Source organism: Ligilactobacillus sp. LYQ135 (assembly GCF_053711055.1).
In genome coordinates, this window is sequence record NZ_JBSJYT010000010.1 from 30,360 (window position 1) to 52,300 (window position 21,941).

Genomic DNA, 21,941 nt, shown 5'->3' on the forward strand with positions numbered 1-21,941 from the left:
AATAACGTGTAAAGGATCTTTGGAAAAGCGGTAATTATTATGGAACAAGAAACAAGATTAATTTTACCAACTGCAAAAGAAACTGAGCAAAGCGTTCAAATCTTTAAAGCTTTTGGTGATCAAACCCGTTATCGAATCTTATTTTTACTATTTGAACAAAAATTATCAGTTAACCAAATTGCCAAAACCATTGGCATTTCACAGTCAGCTGTTTCTCACCAATTAAAAATTTTACGTCAAACCAACTTAGTTATCGGCCAACGCGATGGTCAAAGTGTTATTTATGAACTTGCTGACCGTCATATTATCAATATTTTTAAGCAAGTTAAGGAACATATTGCGGAAGACTAAAAAAGACTGGAAAAAATTCCAGTCTTTATTTTTTTATATTTCTTTCATATAAAGCAATTGCTTGATCTACCAAATCAACCACATCATTAGCAATTTTTTCTTTATTCTCTTTAATTTTTCCATTTACATAAGCTTCAAAAACGCCCCCAATTCCCGCTGAAATAAAATGACTAACAGCCGGATCATTATCTTGTCCATATCGTTCTTCAAAGCGTTCTAAAATATATTGTTGAATTTTTTTACGAATGGGAACTGAGCCTCTTCCGTTATAAAAACGTTCAAACAAATCATGATGGCGATCACAAAATTTCAATGCCTCAATATAAAAATATGTGGGCTTTTTTTCTGGCATTGAACACACTTTTTCTCTAAATGCATCTAAATGATCCTTTACAATCACATCTAAAAGTTCATATTTATCTTTAAAATGTAAATAAAAAGTTTTCCGCTCAATGTCAGCTGAATCACAAATCATTTTAACTGTAATTTTGCTAAAATCTTCTTTTTTCAACAATTCAATAAAACTATCCTTGATTCTTCTAACAGTTCGTACAACCCGTCGATCCATTCATAGCCACCTCCTAGTTATGATTCCAAGCATTAATACTCACGTGTGAATAAAATTGTTGCATTTATTCCTTTCTAGGTTTATTATATATAAGCGTAATAAGAAACACAAGTGTAATAGTATACATTTGTTGATTATTAATTAAATAAATGCTTATTAATTACATATTATGTAAACTTGCATAATAATATAAGATATCAGTTAAATTAGGGAGGCTTTTTAATGGCAACAAGTACAAATGAACATCAAGCTCTTGATGTCAATGGTAAACCATATAATCGTGGGCTATTAATGCTTACTATTATTGTTGGGTTATTTGGAACTTTCTTAGCTGGAACAATGCTTGCGACCGCATATCCAACGCTGATGCATGATTTTGATATTAATGCTAGTACCGTTCAATGGTTATCAACTGGCTTTATGTTAGTTACTGGGATTATGATTCCAGTCACTGCATGGATGATGAACCGTTTCAGTTCCAAAATCTTATATATTACTGGAATGAGTTTATTTTTTATTGGTAACATCATTTGTTTTGCTGCAAGTGATTTTGCCATGCTTTTAACCGGACGAATTGTTTCCGCTTTAGGTGGTGGAATTTTAACACCATTAGGACAATCTATTGCGATGTCAATTTTCCCACCTGAAAAACGGGGAACTATAATGGGCATGATCGGGCTTGCAATTGGAGTTGCTCCTGCAATTGGACCAACACTTTCTGGTTGGATCATTGATAGTTGGAATTGGCGTATGATCTTTGGAATTACGCTTCCATTTATTGGATTGGATTTACTTTTAAGTTTCTTCTTTATGAAGAAAGTTTTACAAACATCCGACGTTAAACTCGATGTTTTATCAGGAATTTTATCAATCATTGGATTTGGTTCATTACTTTACGGGACATCTGAAGCTGGAAATAAAGGATGGACATCCGCAGTTGTTATTTGGTCCATTATTATTGGAATTATTTTTATTATTCTCTTTTGCTGGCGCCAATTTAAATTGGAAACACCATTCTTGGATATTAGATTATTAAAAGATTGGCACTTTACTTTGCCATCATTACTAGGTTCAATTGCTCGAATTACTTTAGTTGGAGTTGAGTTAGTCCTTCCATTGTACATTCAAATTGTACGAGGCGAATCTGCCTTCCACTCTGGTTTAATGCTTTTACCAGGTGCTTTGTTAATGGGATTGATGAGTCCTCTTTCAGGAATGTTATTTGATAAATTAGGAGCCCGGACTCTTTCCATTGCAGGGTTAATTTTACTTACACTTGGAACTTTAAACTTTACAACATTAACAACAACTACTCCAATTATTGAAATCATCGTACTATACGCTGTTCGGATTATGGGGATTTCACTTGTAATGATGCCATCAAACACTGCTAGTTTGAATGCATTGCCACTTGAAAAGATGAATGATGGAACTGCAATCAACAATACGTTAAGACAAACTCTTGGTGCAATTGGGACTGCGATTTTCACTACAGTTTACTCAAATATTCAAAATGCACAAATGCCAAGTAAATATCTTCTCCAAAATGCACCATTACAATACAAGCATGATGCAATTACGGCCGCTTTAAATGGATATCATGCTGCTTTCTTTACCGCCGTATTATTTGGAATTCTTGGTTTAATTCTTGCATTTTCATTAGAAAAAAATGCTGGATTAGTCAAAAAAGATATTAATAAGACGGCTAAAAACACTGTAAAGGAGGCGCAATAATGGTTTTATGGGTTTTACTAATTAGTATGGCACTATTTGCCATTACATTTATCGCCTTTGTTAAAAAGCCAGTGCTACGCTATACAACTTCAACGGTTTTCTTAATTTTATCAGTAGCATGCTCAGTTACATTAATGTTAAATGATACTCATCATTTAGGAATGAAGAAAACTACTACTATCGAAACACAAAAATTAGTTTCTACTACTGGAAAAGATAGTGCTTTAAAAATAACAGTTTACAAGTCACTTGGTTCCGGAAAAGAAAAAGTTTTCGTTTATCGTACCGCTGAAAAGCCAAACAAAAATCAAAAAACTGAGGTAGACTATAATGTAACTACTAAAGTTGAACATAGTAATACTAAAACTGCTCAACTTGAAATCAAAAAACAACACTATACCTACCAAAATAATTTTTGGAAAGTTATGTTTGCTGGACTAGGGTTAAATGATGAAACTCAACATTATACTTATATTTTCAAAGTTCCAAATGATTGGTTAGTACTAAGTACAAATCAACTTAAAGACATGCAAAAACAACAAGCAGCTTCTAAAAAACAACTTGAAGCTCAAATTAAAGAACAATTACCTGCACTTGTTAAAGCCAAAATGGCAGAAGCACTTCAAAAAGATCCATCAATGAGTGCTGCTAAAAAAGCGCAGTTAGAAAAGCAAATTACAAAAGAACAAGAAAAGGTTCTTGTTCAAAAACTTGAAAAACAAATGCTTACTAAACTAATTCCTCAACTTCAAAAAGAATTATCGTAAAAGGGCTTAAAACAAGAAAAAGGCTGTGACAATTATGTCACAGTCTTTTTGTTTACTCCCTTTTCATTTCCTGTGTATCTGAGTCTAATTTAGTTTCAATGATTTTAAATCCATGTTTTTCATAAAATCGAACTGCATTTTGATTTTTTCATAAACTTCAAGCGTTAAAACTTGGTGAGTTTGCTTTGCATTATTAAGAAGTTGTTTTCCTAAGCCATGATGGCGTGCATTTTTTGAATAAATAATCCTGCAATATAATCATTAATTAATCCAATAAAAAGATGGTCATCACAGTTACTTTCATACCAAATTTGCATAATCACTGACAGTTCATTTACATCATTTTTATTAAATTGTTTAATCATCTTAATTCTCCTTCTTAATTTTGTATATCATCAACTTGACTTATCCTCAAATTTGTATATTATTATTTTATGGAGATTTATTAAGAATAAATTAACTGTTTAATATTTTCTTAAATATCTCCACTTATATCCAAAGTCGAATAGTTTTGGAAGGATGGTGAGTCATTTTAACTATTCGGAAAGTTCGCTTTAAATTTTTGGTTGCGGCTTCAACAATCTTTTATATCTTACTTTTCTGTTTGAAATTTGGCAAACGGTTTTTAAAGCTTTAACCAAACTTGCCCAATTTGGTTAAAAAAAGCATCATTCAGCAATTTTTCGGGTCATTACAATCACTGAACGATGCTTCACCTAGTAAACCATAAAAATATAATAACTAATTTTGATTAAAATTTAATTATCAATAATTTTATAGCTGATTTTATTTTAACATTTAACACAATAATTATAAATTACTTATTAAAAAAATATCAATTTGAATTCCTTATTTTATCTTTATTTCATCATGCCCAATTAGAATAAAGATATTTCTCAAATTTAAACGACAATTTGTTAACCCTAACAATTGTTAAGTACTTAATTGAAATGCCCTCACTCATTTCAATCTTATTAACCGGATATAAAATCAGTTTCTATTAAAATTAACGATATTATCTTTTAGTCAAAATTTTTATAATATCATGAAATGAGTTCGGTATATGTACGTCTTACTAAATAATAACAATGAGATATTAATTGAAGAAACAGATTTATTAACTGACTCAAAAATTTATTTTTTTGCTAGTTTTAAATCCCTTGATAGCATCAATAGTTATCGTAATAAATCTGCAAAAATTAAATCCTTTTGGATAAAAGTTCCTTATCCACATTATCATTGGGTTAAAAAACGTGACTTATTTCAATAAATATTAAGCATTTAAACATTTTAATATTACGCTTTGTAGCCATTTATTGCGATTTGGCTTAATCATTTTATTTAAATCTTAAAGAGTTTTAATTTTATCTTCGTTTTATTACGAACATATAAAGTTCTTAGCTTTTAGATTAATATGATTAAAATTATCTATTATTAAGGTCGTTGTTCAACATTTAACGAATTTTTCTTAGTATAATTTAGATACATTAAGCGTTAAGCTAAATATTCATACAATATTAAGGAAGAAATTATTATGTACGTTTTACTTGATGATCAAGGAAATGTTCTGATTGAGGAAATAGACTTTGCGACTGGGCATCGCATTGAAAGATTTATTGAACCAGAAAAGATTAAGGCTATTAATACATACCGCAACAAAGATGCACGTATTAAAACCTTTTTCCCATGGTACTCATTCAAGAACGATTATCATTTGGTAAAAAAGAGTAAGTGGCTTCGTAGTATGGAGCAAAACATTGCTTTATCCTAACGAAATAAAGTGGCTGGGAGAGCCACTTTTCCTTTTATTTTTAAAGAAAAAACCTCCACTAAGAGTAGTTTTATTACTTTTAGTGGAGGTTTTTATTAACCTAATTTTTTAGTTGAAAGATATAAATTTGAATCATCAAAATTATTTGCCGTAATTAATGTTTTGCCAGTTACATCTTTCATTTTTTGACCATATTTACGTGCTAAATGTAATGTTAACTTATTAGGATCTTTTTGAGCATTTTGCAACATTTCATTAACATTTGACATGAATGTTTTCTTTTGAATTTTAGATTGACTTGCATTTAATTCTTTTAGCTTTTCACCAACTAATTCATAAGCTTCACTTACTAAAAATGGCTTTTTCAAATCTTTACCACTATATTCTGCAATCGCTAAATAAATAACTTGGTTACGGTTTAATTCCGCTTGTAAACTCATCATCTCACTTTCTTTCTGTTTTTATTCAGTATATGTTGTACTTACTGTTTCCCATTCGTCACCTGATTTTTCTTGCAACGCACCATTTTCATTTACCCGATAAGTTGTATCCATTACACTGTTATCATGATCATGAATTGTCACTTCTGCATAATTATTACTACTTACCCCGTTGTATTCAACTGATAAATCATCATCAGCTGCACTTGCATATGTATCCTTAAAAGTTTGTAGTGCCCAATTTTCTAATTGTTGTTTATTTAATTTAGTTGTATCAATATTATTAGACGCACTACTTTCATCATAGCAATTATCTTTTATATGCACTCCATTGGCAGTATTTCGAACCGTTTGGGCTGCCTTTTTTTGGTTAATCGTATCAACAATTGTCTCTAATGAAACTGATTCTTTAGGATCTTGAACTCCGTTTGAACCTCCATTAATTTGATAAATATTAACAGTTTTTCCATTACTTGATAAAGTGTATTCACTATAACCATCACCGATGGCACCAAACCAATACGTCACTCCTGCTCCTTTATTAGAAATATCTTCATCTGTATTATTAGTAATGTACACATTATGTGACATTTGTTCGGTTGATAATGCACTCCATGCCAAACTATTAGTTCCTTGATAATAAGCAATTGCGGTAGCAGTTTGTTCAGGTGTTAAATTACTTGCTGATAAATTAGAAGTATTTGCATCCGCTTGACTTGATTGTGCCGATTTTGCACTTTGTTTTTTTGCCACTTGAGTACTTTTAGGAGCATCTTCTTTACTTTTAGTTGTTGGTTTACTTCCAATTACTGCTCCAACAATAAACACTAGAATGATAATGATAATTACTAAAAGTGTCACTATCCATGGCCACCTTTTATTGGGCGGCGGTGTTTGATTATTATTAGCATTTTTTGTTCTTGATAAATGAAAGTCTGTGTTTAACGCTGCTCCACATTTCGAACAAAATTTAGCATTATCATCATTTTTCGCACCACATTGAGAACAATATTTCATAAATTAGACCCTTCCTAAACTCATAATCTCCTTTTCACACCTTATATTATTTTAATGCTTTTATTTATCTACCTCAATCCTAAATTACATGAATTTTATTTCCTTGAAATAATAAAAAACACTCAATGTTAACACATTGAATGCTTCTTTATCATCTAAAACTTTTTATTATTTTACTGGATAGTAAGTTTTCACTACTAACGTTTCATTACTATTGTGAGCAAACTTGCATAATTGATTTTGGTCATCATTGTCCCAAACCATAAATGCATCTTCATCTTCCCACTCATTAAGTAATAAAAATTTAAAATCATCATCAAGGGCATGCAACAAGATACTTGAATCTAACCCTGCTGGACGTTTTTCTGGTGATTTCCATGAATTAAATATTGATTTAAAAACTTTTTGTTCATCTTTATTTAATGTAAGATACCGACATTCCAAGTAATCTTGTGGGAATTCACCTGGATTAATTTCATTAATAATATAGTAATCTAAATCAGAATGAAAAATTGATTTTTTTCCTGAACAATCTAACAACATGTATTCGGTTTTATCACCAGTTGAATGAAACAACTTAAATTGGCGATCAGGGTTGTCATCAATAATTTGTTCTAGTCCTTTTTTTGGACCGATTGTCAAACTGATTCTTTCATCAATCATAGCTCAAGCTTCCTTTCATATCTCAATTCAAATTAATTATAGCATTTATCTTATATTTTTAATTAAGATAACCCTTTTACTTTTCGCGAAATTCTCCTTCAATCACATCTGACTTATCTTTATCATCAGAATCTGGCATTACTAAGACCGCAATAAAGTATAATAAGATTCCTGCAAAAATACTTCCGGGAAAAATAATTAAAAATGCACCAATAATCCGTACAATTGCCTTATCCCAACCAAAATATTCTGCAATTCCGCCAAAGACGCCACATACCTTCTTATCTTTTGATTTTGTTAGGCGTTTCTTTTTTGTTGCCATATAAATCCCTCCTATTTAATTACATTATTACCATTTGTGACGGTTAAACTCAAGGTATTTATATTGTGAGCATTTTGCTTTGAAAACTGTGATTTACGTTGCTTGCCAAAAGCTTGATTATTTCCATTTTTAGCCGTTAATGTATAGTTTTCTACTTGAGTTTTTTGGACTGTATTATTTCCATTTTTAGTATCAATTAAGTAACCACTAACTAATTCAACTTTACTTAAAGTTGTATTTCCAAAATGAGTGTGCGTCGTTCCACCATCAAGCGTTAAATTTTCAAGTCCAACACCGCCATGATCACTATCAATTGCAATATTTTTAATCGTGCCCCCATTAACATTTAAATTAGTATCTTTGTTTTGAATTTGGCCATTCTCTAAATCAACGTTTTGTAAATATATATCTTTCCCTGCATTTGCTTCTAAGTCAATTGCATCTGTACTTAGATTTTTGAGAACAACTGCTCCTTCCATTTCAGTCACTTCAAGCATTGCAGAATTTACTCCTAAAATGCTAGTGTTTCCATAGTTATTAAAAACTTTGATTCTTTGTAACTTAGTATTTTCAGGAACTGTGATCTTGATTACAGTATTGTCACGCTCAATCCTTCGTGCTTCTTTCCAATGGATCGTATTTTCTGTACTGGTTAAAACATTATTGGTTTGACTAATGATTAAATGATTATTTTCAATTTTTACTGCCGGTAGATTTGAACGTCTCCCAGCATATTCAACTTTAAAATGCTTGCCATAAGCAATTTTTACCTTAGCACGTTTCACATCAATTTCAATTGAGTTAAATTTTTGATTTGTAATTGAATTTGATAGTTGGCGTTCTTTTTCAGGAACAACTGGCTTGATCCCAATAAATGCAATACTTTTAACTCCATTATTTAAAGCACCGAAAATTGCACAAAATAATCCAACGATTAAAATCAGCGTACCGATCTGAATATTTCGTTTGATTTTCATGATTCAGTCTCCTTTTGCTTTTTCAATTTTTTAGTCCAACGGCATTTAAGTTCATCATAAATATGACTTGCAACTTTACTTAAACTAGAAAAAATCACAATGTAAGTCTTATGAATTAGAGGAACCGTATAAACAATAAATGCAATAAAAATTAATCCAATTCCTAAATGAAACATGCCAACTGCAAAGGAACTTGCCATTGTCCCAATTCCTGCATATATCATAATTGCACCTAAAACAGTGGCTGCAGCAATTCCTACTAATAAAATTGCCCCCACTATAAAAATCAAAATTGCTAAAAGTAAAAGTAAACCCATTTTTAAGTTCCCAACTAAATAAGTTGTGGGGGAACCTAAAAATGCTATTATCATCATAAAAAAAGCATGCCAATCTACTGAAATTAATTGCTGATGATGCTTTTTCATTTCTTTTCGAACTTCAAGTGCATTGTCAGCTAAAATCAAATTACTCAATTGGCGTGCTGTACCTAAATATTCTTCAATTTCTTTTTGATCAACTAACTGAGCATCCGTAATCACTTGCTCATAATGAACGATAATTCGCTTTCGTTCATCTTCTGGAAGCTGATTTAAATAATGTTCCAAATCCACCAAATACTTTTCTTTATCCATAATTACTCCTCAAATATCACTTGTTGATTAACAAGTTTTGTTCAGCTCCTCTCCACTAAACAATTATATTCACCTTAGACTTCAATGTAAATCAATTTTTTTATATAATTTTACAAATTTTGTCCATAAAATTCGAACTTTTAGTATTCAACTTTTAACATCAAAAACATATATTCTTCACAAAGATGCTGTAAAGTAATGAGTATAGAAGCGAGTAAGAATTTTAAAATAGAATTGAGATGTTTACTATGACAAATAACCAAAACATTGCTCTAGACAAAGAAATCGTTTCTGCTCAAATTATTAAATTGAAAAAGAATAAGATTATCGTAAAAACTGAAAACGGCGAAAAAATTACAATTAAATATCCTAAAAGTCAACGAAATGATGCTAAACGCACTGCCTTATTTACTAAAATTTTAAAGGATATCTGGCATCATCATTTATGGATTCCCGTTAACTTAAAAACTAATCAAATACTTCAATATGATTGGTTAAGTTAAAAAAAGAAGGTTGTGATAATTATCACAACCTTCTTTTTTTTTAATTTTCAGTTTCTAATTCTTTACTTTTATGAATTCGGTCTGCATATCTTAAATGACTTTCATCATTTTCAATAAGTTGTTGGTTTAGTCGACTTAACTTTTTAGAAATATCTTTTAAAGTCGCAACACTTTCTTGATATTCACTTGGATCCATATCAATTGATCCAAATGAATCTTCAACTGCTTTTTTCACCTTTTTTTCTTCTTTTTTAGCCTTATCAGTTAATTCCAAATAAACTCTTCGGCCATCAATTCCGGAACGTGCTCTTGTGATCCATCCACTATATTGAAGTCGTTTTAATAGTGGAGTTAATGTCCCCGTATCAAGTTGTAAACGTTCCCCAAGTTCTTTGATCATCATTGGACGGTGTTCTTCCCACATAACCAATAATGTAATATATTGCGAATAAGTTAGTTTAAATTCTTTTAAAGCTTCACTATAAAATTTATTATAATTTTTTTGTGCAATGTAAATTGCAAAACATAGTTCATCTTCAAGATGATGAGGTTCATGTTTAAGCATATTTTACCCCTCCAATTAGCCCCTCTATTATCATCTAATTTTATCTTACCACAAATTTATTTAAATTTGGGTGCAATCACTATATAACGATAAGGATCGTTCCCATGAGATTTTGCACGAATATGATGGTTTGATGCTAACGTTTTATGTACAATTTTACGTTCTGTTGCTGGCATTGGTCCTAATTTAAATGCACGCCGTTCAATAATTGCACGTTGAGCTAATTCAAGCGAAATCTTTTTTAATTCTGCCTGACGTTTTTCACGATAATTATCAACGTCTAATAAAACCCGATACCGTTGCTTAATTTGTTTATCTAAAAAAGCTTGCGCAAGAATTTGCAATGCATTAATGGTTTTGCCATGCTTTCCAATTAAAAGTCCGGGTTGACTAGTTTCAAAGTCAAAATAAATTTTACGATGACTTACTGTAACTGAAATATCTGCATCGATTTTTAAAATTGCAGTAATTTCATTTAAGTAATCTCCCAAATTTCGAATCGCTTCATCTAATTCCAATGTATTTTCTAGATGTTTCTTTTCCTTATTTTCATCAGTTTCATTTTCTTCGCTCTTTTTAATTTCAGCAGTAATTTGATTTTCAATTTCACTAGAATATTCATCATCAATTTGATCACTAGGAGTTAAAACATTAATTTCAACTGCGGCTGCTTTTTTACCAATTCCTAAAAAGCCTTTGCGTCCTTCACTAATTACCGTTACTTCAACTTGACTGCGACCTACATTTAAATCTGCTAGTCCTTTACTTAAAGCCGCATCGACTGTGTCTCCGGTATATTTCATCAATTGTCCCTCCGTTTATGATTCTAAATAAATATTATAACTTATTATTCATAAAGGGAGCAAACACATTATTAGCAAATTAATTTTTACAAAATAAAAAACGGTACGCTTACTTGGATTCAAATACCATTCATAATCGCACCGCTTATTTATTTCGAGTTAGTTCCAATAATATATTAATAGCCTCTTGATAACTAACCTTGCTTTCATGCATAACTGCTTTGATCAACTCTTCTGTTGACATTTTTGCTGAAATCGTCATTGCAATCCTCCACTTCAACCGAACGTTCGTTCACATCTCTGCTTACTTGAACTATTTTAGCGCTGATTTTATCAAAATAAAACCCCTAAAATTATTTAAATTTTTTTACTTGACACATTTTTGCGCGCGACATTACGGTTTAACCTCCATAAAAAAATTTTACTTCGACAATTTTCAAATTTTTTATAAAATAATATCAAGGTGTAACAAAAGCTTTTAAAACCAGCGGGGCATAAGCAAGAAATGCATAAAAAAGACTGCAACTTATGTTACAGTCTTACAGATAATTTACTACATTTCTTGACGTGTTGTCATATTGGCAAATTTATTATGTGATTTAATGAATAATAAATTAACAGTCCCGCGTGAACCAGCCCGGTTTTTTTCAATAATTAATTCTACTGGACCTGCATCGGTGGCATTATCTTCAACTGAATTTGCGCCTTCATCATCGTCACTACCATCTTGGCGTTCATAATAATCATCCCGATACAAAAAAGCAACAATATCTGCATCTTGTTCAATTGATCCAGATTCCCGAATATCAGACAATACTGGCCGCTTATCTTGACGTTGCTCTACTCCACGAGATAATTGTGATAAAGCCAAAATTGGCACACTTAATTCCTTAGCTAACTTCTTTAATTGACGTGAAATTTCAGAAACTTCTTGTTGCCGACTTTCCTTATTAGATCCTTCAATCAATTGTAAATAATCAATCACGATCAATCCTAAGCCATTTTGTTCTTTTGCTAATCGTCGACATTTTGCCCGAATTTCAGACATTTTAATTCCAGGAGTGTCATCAATAAAAATATTCGTGTTTGCTAAAGTACCAATTGCGACTGTTAAATTACGCCATTCTTCATCTGTTAATTGTCCATTGCGCAAGTGATTAGCCGTAATTGAACCTTCTGCACAAATCATCCGGTTAACCAAAGATTCCGCACTCATTTCAAGTGAAAAAATTGCAACATTAGTTCCTACAACTTTTCCCACATTTTGTGCAATATTCAATGCGAAAGCAGTTTTACCAACCGCGGGCCGAGCAGCTAAAATAATTAAATTATCTGGCTGTAAACCTGAAGTCATTGCATCAAAATCATGGTAACCAGTTGGCAATCCGGTGATGTCTTCTTTTTGTTGTGATAATTCTTGTACATCGATTAATGCTTGATCTAAAACTTGATTAATTGGCCTAAATCCAGCACTATTACGATCTTCTGTAATATCCATAATTTGACGTTCAGCACTATCTAAGATTGTTTCTGCTGAATCACTTTGATCCTGTGCTTGGTCAATAATATTTCGTGCAGCATTAATTAAACGCCGCAAAGCGGATTTTTCTTGGACAATTTTAGCATACTCTCGAATATGAGTACTGGTAGGAATATTATCCATTAATTCACCTAAATAAACCGGTCCGCCAGCATCTTCCAATTGATTAGAACGCTTAAGTTCTTCAGAAACTGTTAACGGATCAATTTTGTCGCCATTATCATCTAATGCAATCATTGCTTTAAAAATAACTTGATTAGCACGATTATAAAAGTCTTCTGGACTTAAAAATTCAACTGCGTCGGCTAGGGTATTACCATCTAAAAAAACTGATCCTAAAACTGCTTGTTCTGCCCGCGCATCATGCGGGATCACATTTTCTAATTCTGTATTATCCACCCCAACTTACCCTTTCTTATTGTTCAGCAATGTGTACTCGAATTTTAGCTGTCACTTCATTGTGTAATTTTACGGGAACATTTACATATCCCATTGAACGAATTGGTTGTGCCAATTCCATTTTGCGTTTATCAATTTTAATGCCGTATTGTTTTTGTAAAGCCTGTGAAATTTGTTTAGAAGTAACTGAGCCAAATAAACGACCATCTTCACCTGCTTTAGCTTTGAGTTCAACTACGTATTTACCAGATTCAAGTTTAGCTTTAGTTTCCTTTGCTTCAGCTAAAATTTCAGCTTCCTTCTTAGCTTCTGCTTTTTGTTGTCCGCGTAATTGACTCATTGCAGCAGCATCTGCTTGCTTAGCTTTGCCGCTTTTAATTAAAAAGTTTGCATAACCATCTGCCATTTCTTTAACTTCACCACGTTTACCTTTACCACGAACATCTTGTGTAAAAATAACTTTCATTTTAAAATCCTCCTACTCATTGTCATTAACTGGTTGTGGCTCTTTTTCAGCTTTTAAGATATCAAGCAATTTTTGTCGGGCCTCATCAACAGTAACGTCTTTAATTTGGGTAGCTGCGTTAGATAAATGACCTCCGCCGCCCATTTCTTCCATAATTACTTGTACATTAATTGAACCATCACTACGCGCTGAAATTCCTACAGTATCGTTGCTGTGCCGTGTAATAGCAAAGGTTGCTTGAATTCCGCTAACTTGTAATAATGAATCCGCAGCTTGAGCAGTAATTACAGAATCGTAAATTTTATCTTCTTCACCCACACAAAGTGCAATATTTTCAATAAATTCAGTGCGATCAATTAAGTGATTGCGTTGCATGTAGCTACTTTCACTTTCTTTCATGAAATGTCGTGCCATTGTCAAATCAGCACCCATCGAACGTAAGTAACTTGCTGCATCAAACGTACGTGTTCCTGTTCCATGTGAAAATGATTGTGTATCCACAATAATTCCCGTTAACATGGCGGTTGCTTCAATTGAATTAATCGGCTCGCTATCACGTGATTGATATTCAAACATTTCTGAAATCAGCTCACAAGTCGAACTTGCATATGGCTCAATATATACCAAAATTGGATTTTCAGGAAATTCTTCACCCCGCCGGTGATGATCAATAATAACAACTCGATTAGCGAGTTTACCATATAAATCCTTACTAATTGTAATAGATGGTTTAGAATGATCTGCCAAAACAAGTAAACTATTAGGAGTAACTTTTTCAAGTGCTTCTTCTGGCGAAATGATACTATCTTTAATTTCAGGATAGTGATCCAATTCATCAAGTAAACGTTGAACATCAGAATGAATGTTATCTTTATTCAATACGATCCAACATCTTTTACCATTCATTTCTGCAATTCGGCGAATTCCCATACATGCTCCAATTGCATCCATATCAGGACGTTTGTGTCCCATTACAAAAACTTGATCAGATTGTCGTAGTAATTCACTTAAAGCTTGTGAAATCATCCGTGCACGTACCCGCGTACGTTTTGCCATCGGATTAGTTTTGCCTCCGTAAAAACGAGCTTGACCATCAGCTTCGCGAACAACAACTTGATCGCCACCCCGTCCAAGTGCCAAGTCTAAATTAGATTGTGATAATTCAGTTAATACGTTTAAATCATCTTCACCATAAGCAATCCCAATACTTAAAGTGATTGGAGAATTACTCTTGAAAGTTCTTTCTCGAATTTTATCAAGAATTGCAAATTTATGTTCTTCAAGTTTTTTCAACGTTCCAGTATAACCAATCATAATATAATGATCTTCATCTACTCGTTTTAAAAACATTCCAAATTCTTTTGCCCAATCAGATAACGCACTCGTGACAAAGTTAATTAAGTTTGAAATATCCTTGTCACTCATTGACTTAGAAACTTCATCATAGTTATCTAAAAAGATTTGGCCAATCATTACATGTGAATTATTATACTTTTCTTGAATCTTGGCATAATGTGTTACATCCATCATATATGCCACATTAATATCATCTTGAATCAATAAATCAAATTCATGATTACGCCATGAAACCTGCTGACTATCCTTATCTTTACGGTGTTTCTCAATAATTTTTGCTAAGTTCTCATCAACATCAGCCAACCGCTTTCCTAAAACATCTTCTTTACCAAAATAATGTTGTAAATAAGGATTAATCCACTCAATTTCCATTGTATCATTAAAGAACAGTGTTCCTATTGGCATTCGAATTAAACTATCTTGTCCTCCTCGTTTTAGTCGATATGATAAATCGGAAATATATTCACTTGTTTCTTCTTTCAAATGTTGCAAAGTAACATACCCTACTACAATTGTAATGATTACAAAAATCAAAACAATAATTCCGGTGATCGGACTTACAAAAAACGCTAGACCATCGCTAACCACAGCTAATCCCAATAAAAATAATGCAATCACGCGCATGCGACTATCAAGCATAAATTCAGGAAAATGCCATGTTTTATTTTCTTTTTTCTTTTCCATAATTTCCTCGTTTTTATTATCCTAGTTAATATTTTCTTTTTATTTATAACTGTTGTATATTTTACCACATTATTCGATTAATATTTGCCAAGCAGAAAAAAGCCTCGGAAATCCCGAAGCTTTTTCTGGTTATGAGTTTGTTTGATTGTTTATAGTATACAATTAGTTGCACGATTTGTCATGAATTTTAATAAATCTTTATGATTAATCTTTTATGCTTCTGTTCTGAACCATCCTTTTCGACTAAAGAATGCATACATATCATTTAAGAAGAAAATTGAATAACTAAAGATCAACGCAAAGTTACCAGCACCTTCAAGCATTGTTTGAACCCATAATGCAATTGTGATTACTGAAGATAATGTCCACACAAAGTATTGCTCCCTTTTTCGATTTAATTCTAAAAGCGAACCTGTCACTGACATTGCTAAACTCATACTATCTAAAAATACCCGTGGATCATTTGTTAAACTGAAAATATAGTGCAAAACTGCCCATGAAATTAGAAAAAATGCTCCATATTTAAGCCATTCTGTCCAACTTTCAAATTTTTCAGCCTGAATATCATCATTCCATTTTGGATCCAAAATACAAAAAATATCTAAAAAGACAATGTATCCAATTTGTTCCCAAGCATTCGCATAATTATGAGCAATAAATGCAGTTGTTGCGATACAAAGCGCACTCACTAAGCCTGCCCACCCTTGAATTCCAGATCGATTGGAAATTCCGACAACACATGCAACGGATAAGTTCCCACCAATAAATGCAATTATTGACGTTACTGGATGTACACTAAAAGATTGAATCAATGAAATTACTTGTAAAATAAAGTTAAAAATCAATAATCCATAACTAAATTTTCCCCAACCTTTGCATTGATCAATTAACCATTTAAAGTAACCCTTCCGAAAAACATTTTTTGAATATTCTGGTAAATGCGTTAATACATCTTTATAACGTTCAAACAAAATATGTACCTCTCTTCTAAAAAATTTATTGTAAAAAACAACGCTTTTAATTATACATATATATAGTGATATTTTCAATAGAGAAACACAATATATTGTGATATCATTTTCGTAGCAAATTCAATCTTTCTTTACATTTTTTCATTTAAAAAGTGCTAAAAATCAATTTAATTTCATTTGAAAGGACTTTTTTATAAAAAACACAAATTGATTATTGGAACTACAAGTATTGTCTTAATGTTTGCAATTTGTTTTTCATCAACTTCAAATGCATTTGCAGGTACATCAACTCTAAATCATGCTTACGTTGTTTATGGTACTGGAACTTTAAATGAGGTTCGTTCAAAACTAGATAATATTTTTTGGAGTTGATTCTTCTTTAAAAAAATTAACTGCCACTGCTACTGATTATGATAAATATATCGCAAATGGAAATTCATCAATTACAAATACTATAATGATTAATTCAGTCACAATTGCTCCTGCTGATCCAGGATCAGGAGTTAAGGTCAATATTGAAAATTATGAAGGGGATAATAATATTACCGAAGTAACCACACAGCAATATGCAATGGTTGCTCAAATAGCTGGAGTGACATGTAACTATTGTTGTCCTACCTCAGGCAAATTTGCTTTAGCTGGAGTTTATAAGGCACTTGCTGCTGATGAAGTAAATTTAAATACTTGAAAATACCGCTAGCGCTAATAAAATGCTTAATGCTACTCAAGTTGCAGTTGATGCAAATAAAACAGACCTCTAATAGTCAAAAACAAACCATCATTAATGCTCTTATCAGCTTTCAAAATTCATCAATTGCTGCTGATAAATCATATACACAACAGTTAATAATACCGTTAAAAATGTTAAAGACTCAACTAGAAATTTAATGAACAAGGCGAAAAACTGGATGAATAGCGAAACTGGACAAAATTTCTTATCTCAAATTCAAAATTGGCTTGATCAATTATTTAACTGGATTAGAAATTTATTTAATTAAATTTACGCAAAGAGATTGGGCATTGATTTTAAGCCTTTTTGCTTCCCGTCAAATGACAATCGATATACTTTATAGATGAAGGGTTAGAGCCTTAATATATAGATTGGGAGTGTTATCATGGATTACGCAAAAAGACAACTTAAAGCATTAAGTCGTATTTCTAAAAAAATTATGGATGCAGAAAATCACTTAACTAAAATCGAAGATGGCGTTGATGAAAAGAAACACCGAACAGCTCAACATGAAACCATCAAAGATATCAAATCAATTTTAAAACATGCAGTTAAAGTTGATAAAGATGAAATCAAGATTATGGTTCATGATAATGAAGGACATAAAGATTCGACACAAAATCATTATGTTTATGTTGAAGATGAAGAAAGCGTCATTAATCATTTACGTGAGGAATTCGATGCATTGGATGATAAGTTAGCTCAATTAAAAGGATCTGAAGGTTATGAAGTTAAAGCATTCTTAGCTGAAAAAGATTATCTTGAAAAAGCTAAGGAAATTTTAGTTGAAGCACATAAATTCGATCCTGAAGACGAATAAATAATTTTTTAAACAAAAAAAGATTGCGATTCAAAATCGCAATCTTTTTATTTTACAATTTATTTTCTCTTACGTAATGTAACTGCAACAGTCACACATGCTAAAATTGCAAAACCTGCAAGAATTGTAATTGCAGTTTGTTCTTCACCGGTTTGTGGTAAACCTGAACCGTATCCATTTCCTTGGACCTTACCGTTTCCTTGACCATTGCCATTTCCATGGTTGTTGTTATTGTTTGATCCAGTTACAACTACGTTACCATTATCTTCTTTTGATGATGAAGATGATACTACTGATGATGAGTTCATTTTGCTGCTTGATGAACTTTCAACGTTTGATGATGAGTTCTCTTGACTGCTTGATGAACTTTCAACGTTTGATGATGAGTTCTCTTGACTGCTTGATGAACTTTCAACGTTTGATGATGAGTTCTCTTGACTGCTTGATGAACTTTCAACGTTTAATAATGAGTTCTCTTGACTGCTTGATGAACTTTCAACGTTTGATGATGAGTTCTCTTGACTGCTTGATGAACTTTCAACGTTTAATGATGAGCTCTTCACTAATGATGAACTTGATTCTTTGCTACTTGATGAGCTCTTCACTAATGATGAGCTTGATTCTTTGCTACTTGATGAGCTCTTCACTAATGATGAGCTTGATTCTTTGCTACTTGATGAGCTCTTCACTAATGATGAACTTGATTCTTTGCTACTTGATGAGCTACTTTCTGTTGCCGACGAATCGGTTTTATTATCAATAACTTTATTATCTGTTAAATCTGTAGTTACTTTTCCATCTTTAATAGTAACAGTGTACTTAGTAGAATTGATTTCATATCCATTTGGTGCATATTCTTCCTGTAAGGTATACTCTCCATCTGACAAGCCACTAAAAGATACTGTTCCATCTGATGATGAAATTGCAGAATATGAATTTCCATCACTTGATGTTAACTTAAATACTGCTCCTACAACAGCCTTATCGTTTTGATCTACTTTTTTAAACTCAAATCCAGCATTTTGTTCATCATAAATAATATTAGCATCTAATTTATTACCTGATAACGTTAAAGTCCCCACTTTACCATCTTTAACCGTAAACGTATATACATTAGAATTTAATGAATATCCATCAGGTGCTTCTTTCTCTTTAAGATAGTAAGTCCCATCTGATAACCCTGTAATCTCTGCAACTCCAGACGAATTAGTTGTAACTGTTTTAGAATTAGTAAAATCATCGGACGTATCATATTCAAAAACAGCTCCCGATAGTGACTTCATATTATTAGCATCTAATTTTTGAATAGATATACTTCCATTCTTAGTACCTGTTATAGTTCCTGAAGCATTCATATTTTGCGTAGTTGCAACATCAGATTCATCAAAAGGCACATCATCTTTATCAGTACCTGTCAATTGCCCCTTGTTGGTATATGTTGGAATATCAGAACTTTCTTCGGATTTAGTGTTATAGGATAAATGCAAGCACATATTCTGTAACTTAGATGTATTAAAATGTAAAACAATCTTATTATCTTGCACACCTGAATCTGAAGTTACTATTCCTTTATCTATCAAATCAGATAAAGTATATGACTTTCCTGCGACTAATCCACTTTCAGAGTTAGCTGATCCAACAACATCGAATTTTAAAGAATCTGCATCAATTGTTAAACCATTACCTGGATAATCTGTAAATGTCGCTTCTTTTAAAGTTGTAACCGAAATTTGTACGTTCCATGTTTCTACATTGTCCTTATTGCTTCCTGCACTTTTCGTTACAAATGGTTTCGACGTATCTATGATTGTTGATCCATTACCTACTACAGCTTTATTAATAGTTACATCTACATTCCCAACAGAAGATGTTTCACTATCCGAATTATTATCTGGCAAAAAAGATACAGTTTTATCTACAGTATCTGAAGATCCCATATCTGTATACATATAAGCATAAGCCTTTATAGTTCCGGAAACAGTGTCAGGTTGTAAATTATTTATTGAATCTAAAAAAGTTAATGTTATACCTTCGTGTGTTACTTGCATATTAGCAATAGGCGTCCCATCTGACGTTTTTAAAATGTCAGAACTTTCATACCCCTGAACCCATACATTCGAATCTGGGAAAGGAATATACATCGTGTCTCCTGCTTGTATAGGATTGTCTTTATTATCTTTCCAATCATAAGAAACACTAATTTTTTGTCCATTGGTAAAACTAGAAGGATTTACCTGGACATTTGTAATATAGTCATTAGGATTTAATTCTTTAGCATGTATTCTTTCTGTAAAAATTATAAAACTAAAGAAAATCGTTATAATAAGTATGACCTTATTTAGTAATTTTTTCATAAAAAAGCTCCCTCTAGAATGTTAATTTTCAGCTTTCAATTTTAACACATAAATATATAGCGCACAATCTTTTTAGGGACGAAATATTTCATACTTACTAAATACATTTCTTGTATAACTTATTTTCTCCATAGTAAGACGGAGGTTCTCCATTTACTTTCATACCCAATCTAAAGACATAGTATAAAAATCACAGTAGCTCAACATTACTGTAGACCAAAAATTAAATTTTACTTTCGTTAATATTCATATCTCCTCATTGCATTATAACTAATGAATATTGTAAGAAAAATTATCCAATTATATTGAAAAACAAAATACATTAATTTTAATTCCAAAATTATTTTCTCCGTTTTAAAATCTTTATAAAACTAATTGCAAAAAATATTAATATTCCTGTAATATTAGCTACTATGGTTATATTTTCACCTGTTTGAGGTAAATTTTGTTTACTCTTAATTGTTCGTTCACTTGTATCTTGATCCATATTTGTTCCATCTATATATGTCCCTATTTTTGAGGATGAGCTATCGCTTGAATCAAATGATGAATTATTTATTGTTTCTTTTAATGATGATCTCACGCTTGATGCTATCTCACTTGATGAATTTACAACTAAGACACTATTACTTGTCATTTCGTTTGATGAACTTGCAATTGGGGCACTGCTGCTTGCTACTTCGCTTGATGAACTTGCAATTGGAGTACTGCTACTTGCTACTTCGCTTGATGAACTTGCAATTGGAACACTGCTACTTGCTACTTCGCTTGATGAACTTGCAATCGGGACACTGCTGCTTGCTACTCCGCTTGATGAACTTGCAATTGGGACACTGCTGCTTGCTACTTTGCTTGATGAACTTGCAATTGGTATACTGCTATTTGTTGTCACTTTACTTGATGAACTACTACTTGATGATAAAGAACTTGATGAACCATCATTCTTAACGTTTGTTGTATTTGTAAATTCTAGATCATTGTATTTCACTGTTACATAGTAGTATCAACAGTATGATTATTATCTGGTAATACAAGTGTATATGTTCCAACTGGGACACCTACAATTTGTGCCTTGCCATCTGGTCCAAATTATAAATTGGCCTTGAACTTGATCACCATTCATCAATGTAGCTGCTTTGCCACCCCAATCATTTGGTAAGTCATTAAATTCTAATGTTGTTGACCCATATAATCCAAGTTTTTCCATTTGATCTGGAGTTACTAATATGTAGTTTGATTGGAATACTAAGTTAGGCATTAAGTACCACAAGAAGTTAACTGCCTGAGTTTGAGCATCACGTGCTGCTTGTGTTTTCAGCTGAATGACTTGTTGTAAGCCATCCCATTTCATCCATAATAGCATTATAATCATAGCCTTGCTTAGCCACAGCTTGTGAAACTAAATCGTATAAGTTTTGTGGATTTTCAGGGTTTGCATTGTTATAGTATTGAACACGATTTGCTTGGTAAACTTCTGTCCACGCATCAAAGTCCATCTTTTCAACCAT

26 protein-coding genes are annotated in these 21,941 nt (G+C 32.0%); 8 read left to right on the top strand and 18 right to left on the bottom strand.

Translation table 11 applies throughout. The features are described from left to right. The first annotated feature begins 39 nt into the window (after nt 1-39). Nucleotides 40-351, top strand: a complete 312-nt coding sequence (locus tag ACWCL1_RS07815; RefSeq protein ID WP_454546352.1) for an ArsR/SmtB family transcription factor — start codon at nt 40-42, stop codon at nt 349-351. Nucleotides 352-376: 25 nt separating this feature from the next. Here the strand turns inward: ACWCL1_RS07815 and ACWCL1_RS07820 are convergent, their stop codons facing one another. Continuing rightward, the gene (locus ACWCL1_RS07820) at nt 377-919 is read right to left on the bottom strand and encodes a TetR/AcrR family transcriptional regulator (RefSeq protein ID WP_454546353.1); all 543 of its coding nucleotides are present in this window, start codon (nt 917-919) and stop codon (nt 377-379) included. Nucleotides 920-1,141: 222 nt separating this feature from the next. Between ACWCL1_RS07820 and ACWCL1_RS07825 the strand changes: the two genes are divergently transcribed. Continuing rightward, complete coding sequence (locus ACWCL1_RS07825; RefSeq protein ID WP_454546354.1) at nt 1,142-2,653, top strand: MDR family MFS transporter; 1,512 nt, start codon at nt 1,142-1,144, stop codon at nt 2,651-2,653. Continuing rightward, the gene (locus ACWCL1_RS07830) at nt 2,653-3,420 is read left to right on the top strand and encodes a DUF4811 domain-containing protein (RefSeq protein WP_454546355.1); all 768 of its coding nucleotides are present in this window, start codon (nt 2,653-2,655) and stop codon (nt 3,418-3,420) included. Before ACWCL1_RS07825 ends, ACWCL1_RS07830 begins: the two co-directional genes overlap by 1 nt. A 209-nt stretch (nt 3,421-3,629) precedes the next feature. On the opposite strand, the gene ACWCL1_RS07835 is transcribed toward ACWCL1_RS07830, so the two are convergent. Further along, nucleotides 3,630-3,785, bottom strand: a complete 156-nt coding sequence (locus ACWCL1_RS07835) for a hypothetical protein (protein WP_454546356.1) — start codon at nt 3,783-3,785, stop codon at nt 3,630-3,632. A 1,169-nt stretch (nt 3,786-4,954) separates the two neighbouring features. On the opposite strand from ACWCL1_RS07835, the gene ACWCL1_RS07840 reads away from it, so the two are divergent. Next, a complete protein-coding gene (locus ACWCL1_RS07840) occupies nt 4,955-5,191 on the top strand; it encodes a hypothetical protein (protein WP_454546357.1) in 237 nt (78 codons plus the stop codon). A 95-nt stretch (nt 5,192-5,286) separates the two neighbouring features. Here ACWCL1_RS07840 and ACWCL1_RS07845 read toward each other — a convergent pair whose 3' ends face one another. The 6 genes from ACWCL1_RS07845 to ACWCL1_RS07870 all read right to left on the bottom strand — a co-directional run bounded on the left by ACWCL1_RS07845 (nt 5,287) and on the right by ACWCL1_RS07870 (nt 9,242). Beyond that, nucleotides 5,287-5,631 carry a hypothetical protein gene (locus tag ACWCL1_RS07845; protein ID WP_454546358.1) on the bottom strand — a complete coding sequence of 115 codons (345 nt, stop codon included), beginning with the start codon at nt 5,629-5,631 and terminating at the stop codon, nt 5,287-5,289. Nucleotides 5,632-5,652: 21 nt separating this feature from the next. Beyond that, nucleotides 5,653-6,648, bottom strand: coding sequence for a zinc-ribbon domain-containing protein (locus ACWCL1_RS07850; RefSeq protein WP_454546359.1), 996 nt, complete (start codon nt 6,646-6,648; stop codon nt 5,653-5,655). A gap of 168 nt (nt 6,649-6,816) precedes the next feature. Then, entirely contained in the window at nt 6,817-7,311 is a 495-nt protein-coding gene (locus ACWCL1_RS07855; RefSeq protein ID WP_454546360.1) for a hypothetical protein, read from the bottom strand. Between the two features lie 76 nt (nt 7,312-7,387). Continuing rightward, entirely contained in the window at nt 7,388-7,633 is a 246-nt protein-coding gene (locus tag ACWCL1_RS07860; protein WP_454546361.1) for a PspC domain-containing protein, read from the bottom strand. An 11-nt stretch (nt 7,634-7,644) separates the two neighbouring features. After that, nucleotides 7,645-8,610 (bottom strand): DUF4097 family beta strand repeat-containing protein, encoded by a 966-nt coding sequence (locus ACWCL1_RS07865; protein ID WP_454546362.1) that lies wholly within the window; start codon nt 8,608-8,610, stop codon nt 7,645-7,647. Next, the gene (locus ACWCL1_RS07870; protein ID WP_454546363.1) at nt 8,607-9,242 is read right to left on the bottom strand and encodes an HAAS signaling domain-containing protein; all 636 of its coding nucleotides are present in this window, start codon (nt 9,240-9,242) and stop codon (nt 8,607-8,609) included. The genes ACWCL1_RS07865 and ACWCL1_RS07870 overlap by 4 nt, the downstream gene beginning before the upstream one ends. Nucleotides 9,243-9,490: 248 nt before the next feature. Between ACWCL1_RS07870 and ACWCL1_RS07875 the strand changes: the two genes are divergently transcribed. Continuing rightward, the gene (locus tag ACWCL1_RS07875; protein ID WP_454546364.1) at nt 9,491-9,745 is read left to right on the top strand and encodes a hypothetical protein; all 255 of its coding nucleotides are present in this window, start codon (nt 9,491-9,493) and stop codon (nt 9,743-9,745) included. Nucleotides 9,746-9,785: 40 nt separating this feature from the next. Here the strand turns inward: ACWCL1_RS07875 and ACWCL1_RS07880 are convergent, their stop codons facing one another. The 6 genes from ACWCL1_RS07880 to pnuC all read right to left on the bottom strand — a co-directional run bounded on the left by ACWCL1_RS07880 (nt 9,786) and on the right by pnuC (nt 16,529). Next, a complete protein-coding gene (locus ACWCL1_RS07880) occupies nt 9,786-10,310 on the bottom strand; it encodes a MarR family winged helix-turn-helix transcriptional regulator (protein ID WP_454546365.1) in 525 nt (174 codons plus the stop codon). Between the two features lie 56 nt (nt 10,311-10,366). Next, on the bottom strand, nt 10,367-11,113 hold the full coding sequence (jag, locus tag ACWCL1_RS07885) for an RNA-binding cell elongation regulator Jag/EloR (protein ID WP_454546366.1): 747 nt from the start codon (nt 11,111-11,113) through the stop codon (nt 10,367-10,369). 553 nt (nt 11,114-11,666) lie between these two features. After that, entirely contained in the window at nt 11,667-13,052 is a 1,386-nt protein-coding gene (gene dnaB, locus ACWCL1_RS07890) for a replicative DNA helicase (protein WP_454546367.1), read from the bottom strand. A gap of 16 nt (nt 13,053-13,068) precedes the next feature. Beyond that, nucleotides 13,069-13,518 carry a 50S ribosomal protein L9 gene (gene rplI, locus ACWCL1_RS07895; protein WP_454546368.1) on the bottom strand — a complete coding sequence of 150 codons (450 nt, stop codon included), beginning with the start codon at nt 13,516-13,518 and terminating at the stop codon, nt 13,069-13,071. A 12-nt stretch (nt 13,519-13,530) separates the two neighbouring features. Beyond that, nucleotides 13,531-15,558 carry a DHH family phosphoesterase gene (locus ACWCL1_RS07900; protein WP_454546369.1) on the bottom strand — a complete coding sequence of 676 codons (2,028 nt, stop codon included), beginning with the start codon at nt 15,556-15,558 and terminating at the stop codon, nt 13,531-13,533. Between the two features lie 212 nt (nt 15,559-15,770). Beyond that, nucleotides 15,771-16,529 (bottom strand): nicotinamide riboside transporter PnuC, encoded by a 759-nt coding sequence (pnuC, locus tag ACWCL1_RS07905; protein ID WP_454546370.1) that lies wholly within the window; start codon nt 16,527-16,529, stop codon nt 15,771-15,773. Nucleotides 16,530-16,736: 207 nt separating this feature from the next. Here pnuC and ACWCL1_RS07910 point away from each other — a divergent pair, with 207 nt between their 5' ends. The 3 genes from ACWCL1_RS07910 to ACWCL1_RS07920 all read left to right on the top strand — a co-directional run bounded on the left by ACWCL1_RS07910 (nt 16,737) and on the right by ACWCL1_RS07920 (nt 18,079). Continuing rightward, the gene (locus ACWCL1_RS07910; protein WP_454546371.1) at nt 16,737-16,901 is read left to right on the top strand and encodes a hypothetical protein; all 165 of its coding nucleotides are present in this window, start codon (nt 16,737-16,739) and stop codon (nt 16,899-16,901) included. 49 nt (nt 16,902-16,950) lie between these two features. After that, complete coding sequence (locus ACWCL1_RS07915) at nt 16,951-17,217, top strand: DUF1002 domain-containing protein (protein WP_454546391.1); 267 nt, start codon at nt 16,951-16,953, stop codon at nt 17,215-17,217. A 424-nt stretch (nt 17,218-17,641) separates the two neighbouring features. After that, entirely contained in the window at nt 17,642-18,079 is a 438-nt protein-coding gene (locus ACWCL1_RS07920) for a hypothetical protein (protein ID WP_454546392.1), read from the top strand. A gap of 59 nt (nt 18,080-18,138) precedes the next feature. Here ACWCL1_RS07920 and ACWCL1_RS07925 read toward each other — a convergent pair whose 3' ends face one another. From ACWCL1_RS07925 to ACWCL1_RS07940, 4 genes are all read right to left on the bottom strand, one after another. Beyond that, nucleotides 18,139-20,433 carry a SpaA isopeptide-forming pilin-related protein gene (locus ACWCL1_RS07925; RefSeq protein ID WP_454546372.1) on the bottom strand — a complete coding sequence of 765 codons (2,295 nt, stop codon included), beginning with the start codon at nt 20,431-20,433 and terminating at the stop codon, nt 18,139-18,141. Between the two features lie 340 nt (nt 20,434-20,773). Beyond that, a complete protein-coding gene (locus ACWCL1_RS07930) occupies nt 20,774-21,421 on the bottom strand; it encodes an LPXTG cell wall anchor domain-containing protein (protein WP_454546373.1) in 648 nt (215 codons plus the stop codon). Between the two features lie 30 nt (nt 21,422-21,451). After that, a complete protein-coding gene (locus ACWCL1_RS07935; RefSeq protein WP_454546374.1) occupies nt 21,452-21,784 on the bottom strand; it encodes a hypothetical protein in 333 nt (110 codons plus the stop codon). Beyond that, nucleotides 21,729-21,941, bottom strand: a complete 213-nt coding sequence (locus tag ACWCL1_RS07940; RefSeq protein ID WP_454546375.1) for a hypothetical protein — start codon at nt 21,939-21,941, stop codon at nt 21,729-21,731. The genes ACWCL1_RS07935 and ACWCL1_RS07940 overlap by 56 nt, the downstream gene beginning before the upstream one ends.

What these genes read in the sequence shown, in the direction of transcription:
- ACWCL1_RS07815 (WP_454546352.1), top strand. Translation starts at nt 40, where the DNA reads ATGGAACAAGAAACAAGATTAATTTTACCAACTGCAAAAGAAACTGAG.
- ACWCL1_RS07820 (WP_454546353.1), bottom strand. Translation starts at nt 919, where the DNA reads ATGGATCGACGGGTTGTACGAACTGTTAGAAGAATCAAGGATAGTTTT.
- ACWCL1_RS07825 (WP_454546354.1), top strand. Translation starts at nt 1,142, where the DNA reads ATGGCAACAAGTACAAATGAACATCAAGCTCTTGATGTCAATGGTAAA.
- ACWCL1_RS07830 (WP_454546355.1), top strand. Translation starts at nt 2,653, where the DNA reads ATGGTTTTATGGGTTTTACTAATTAGTATGGCACTATTTGCCATTACA.
- ACWCL1_RS07835 (WP_454546356.1), bottom strand. Translation starts at nt 3,785, where the DNA reads ATGATTAAACAATTTAATAAAAATGATGTAAATGAACTGTCAGTGATT.
- ACWCL1_RS07840 (WP_454546357.1), top strand. Translation starts at nt 4,955, where the DNA reads ATGTACGTTTTACTTGATGATCAAGGAAATGTTCTGATTGAGGAAATA.
- ACWCL1_RS07845 (WP_454546358.1), bottom strand. Translation starts at nt 5,631, where the DNA reads ATGAGTTTACAAGCGGAATTAAACCGTAACCAAGTTATTTATTTAGCG.
- ACWCL1_RS07850 (WP_454546359.1), bottom strand. Translation starts at nt 6,648, where the DNA reads ATGAAATATTGTTCTCAATGTGGTGCGAAAAATGATGATAATGCTAAA.
- ACWCL1_RS07855 (WP_454546360.1), bottom strand. Translation starts at nt 7,311, where the DNA reads ATGATTGATGAAAGAATCAGTTTGACAATCGGTCCAAAAAAAGGACTA.
- ACWCL1_RS07860 (WP_454546361.1), bottom strand. Translation starts at nt 7,633, where the DNA reads ATGGCAACAAAAAAGAAACGCCTAACAAAATCAAAAGATAAGAAGGTA.
- ACWCL1_RS07865 (WP_454546362.1), bottom strand. Translation starts at nt 8,610, where the DNA reads ATGAAAATCAAACGAAATATTCAGATCGGTACGCTGATTTTAATCGTT.
- ACWCL1_RS07870 (WP_454546363.1), bottom strand. Translation starts at nt 9,242, where the DNA reads ATGGATAAAGAAAAGTATTTGGTGGATTTGGAACATTATTTAAATCAG.
- ACWCL1_RS07875 (WP_454546364.1), top strand. Translation starts at nt 9,491, where the DNA reads ATGACAAATAACCAAAACATTGCTCTAGACAAAGAAATCGTTTCTGCT.
- ACWCL1_RS07880 (WP_454546365.1), bottom strand. Translation starts at nt 10,310, where the DNA reads ATGCTTAAACATGAACCTCATCATCTTGAAGATGAACTATGTTTTGCA.
- jag (WP_454546366.1), bottom strand. Translation starts at nt 11,113, where the DNA reads ATGAAATATACCGGAGACACAGTCGATGCGGCTTTAAGTAAAGGACTA.
- rplI (WP_454546368.1), bottom strand. Translation starts at nt 13,518, where the DNA reads ATGAAAGTTATTTTTACACAAGATGTTCGTGGTAAAGGTAAACGTGGT.
- ACWCL1_RS07900 (WP_454546369.1), bottom strand. Translation starts at nt 15,558, where the DNA reads ATGGAAAAGAAAAAAGAAAATAAAACATGGCATTTTCCTGAATTTATG.
- ACWCL1_RS07925 (WP_454546372.1), bottom strand. Translation starts at nt 20,433, where the DNA reads ATGAAAAAATTACTAAATAAGGTCATACTTATTATAACGATTTTCTTT.
- ACWCL1_RS07935 (WP_454546374.1), bottom strand. Translation starts at nt 21,784, where the DNA reads ATGAAATGGGATGGCTTACAACAAGTCATTCAGCTGAAAACACAAGCA.
- ACWCL1_RS07940 (WP_454546375.1), bottom strand. Translation starts at nt 21,941, where the DNA reads ATGGTTGAAAAGATGGACTTTGATGCGTGGACAGAAGTTTACCAAGCA.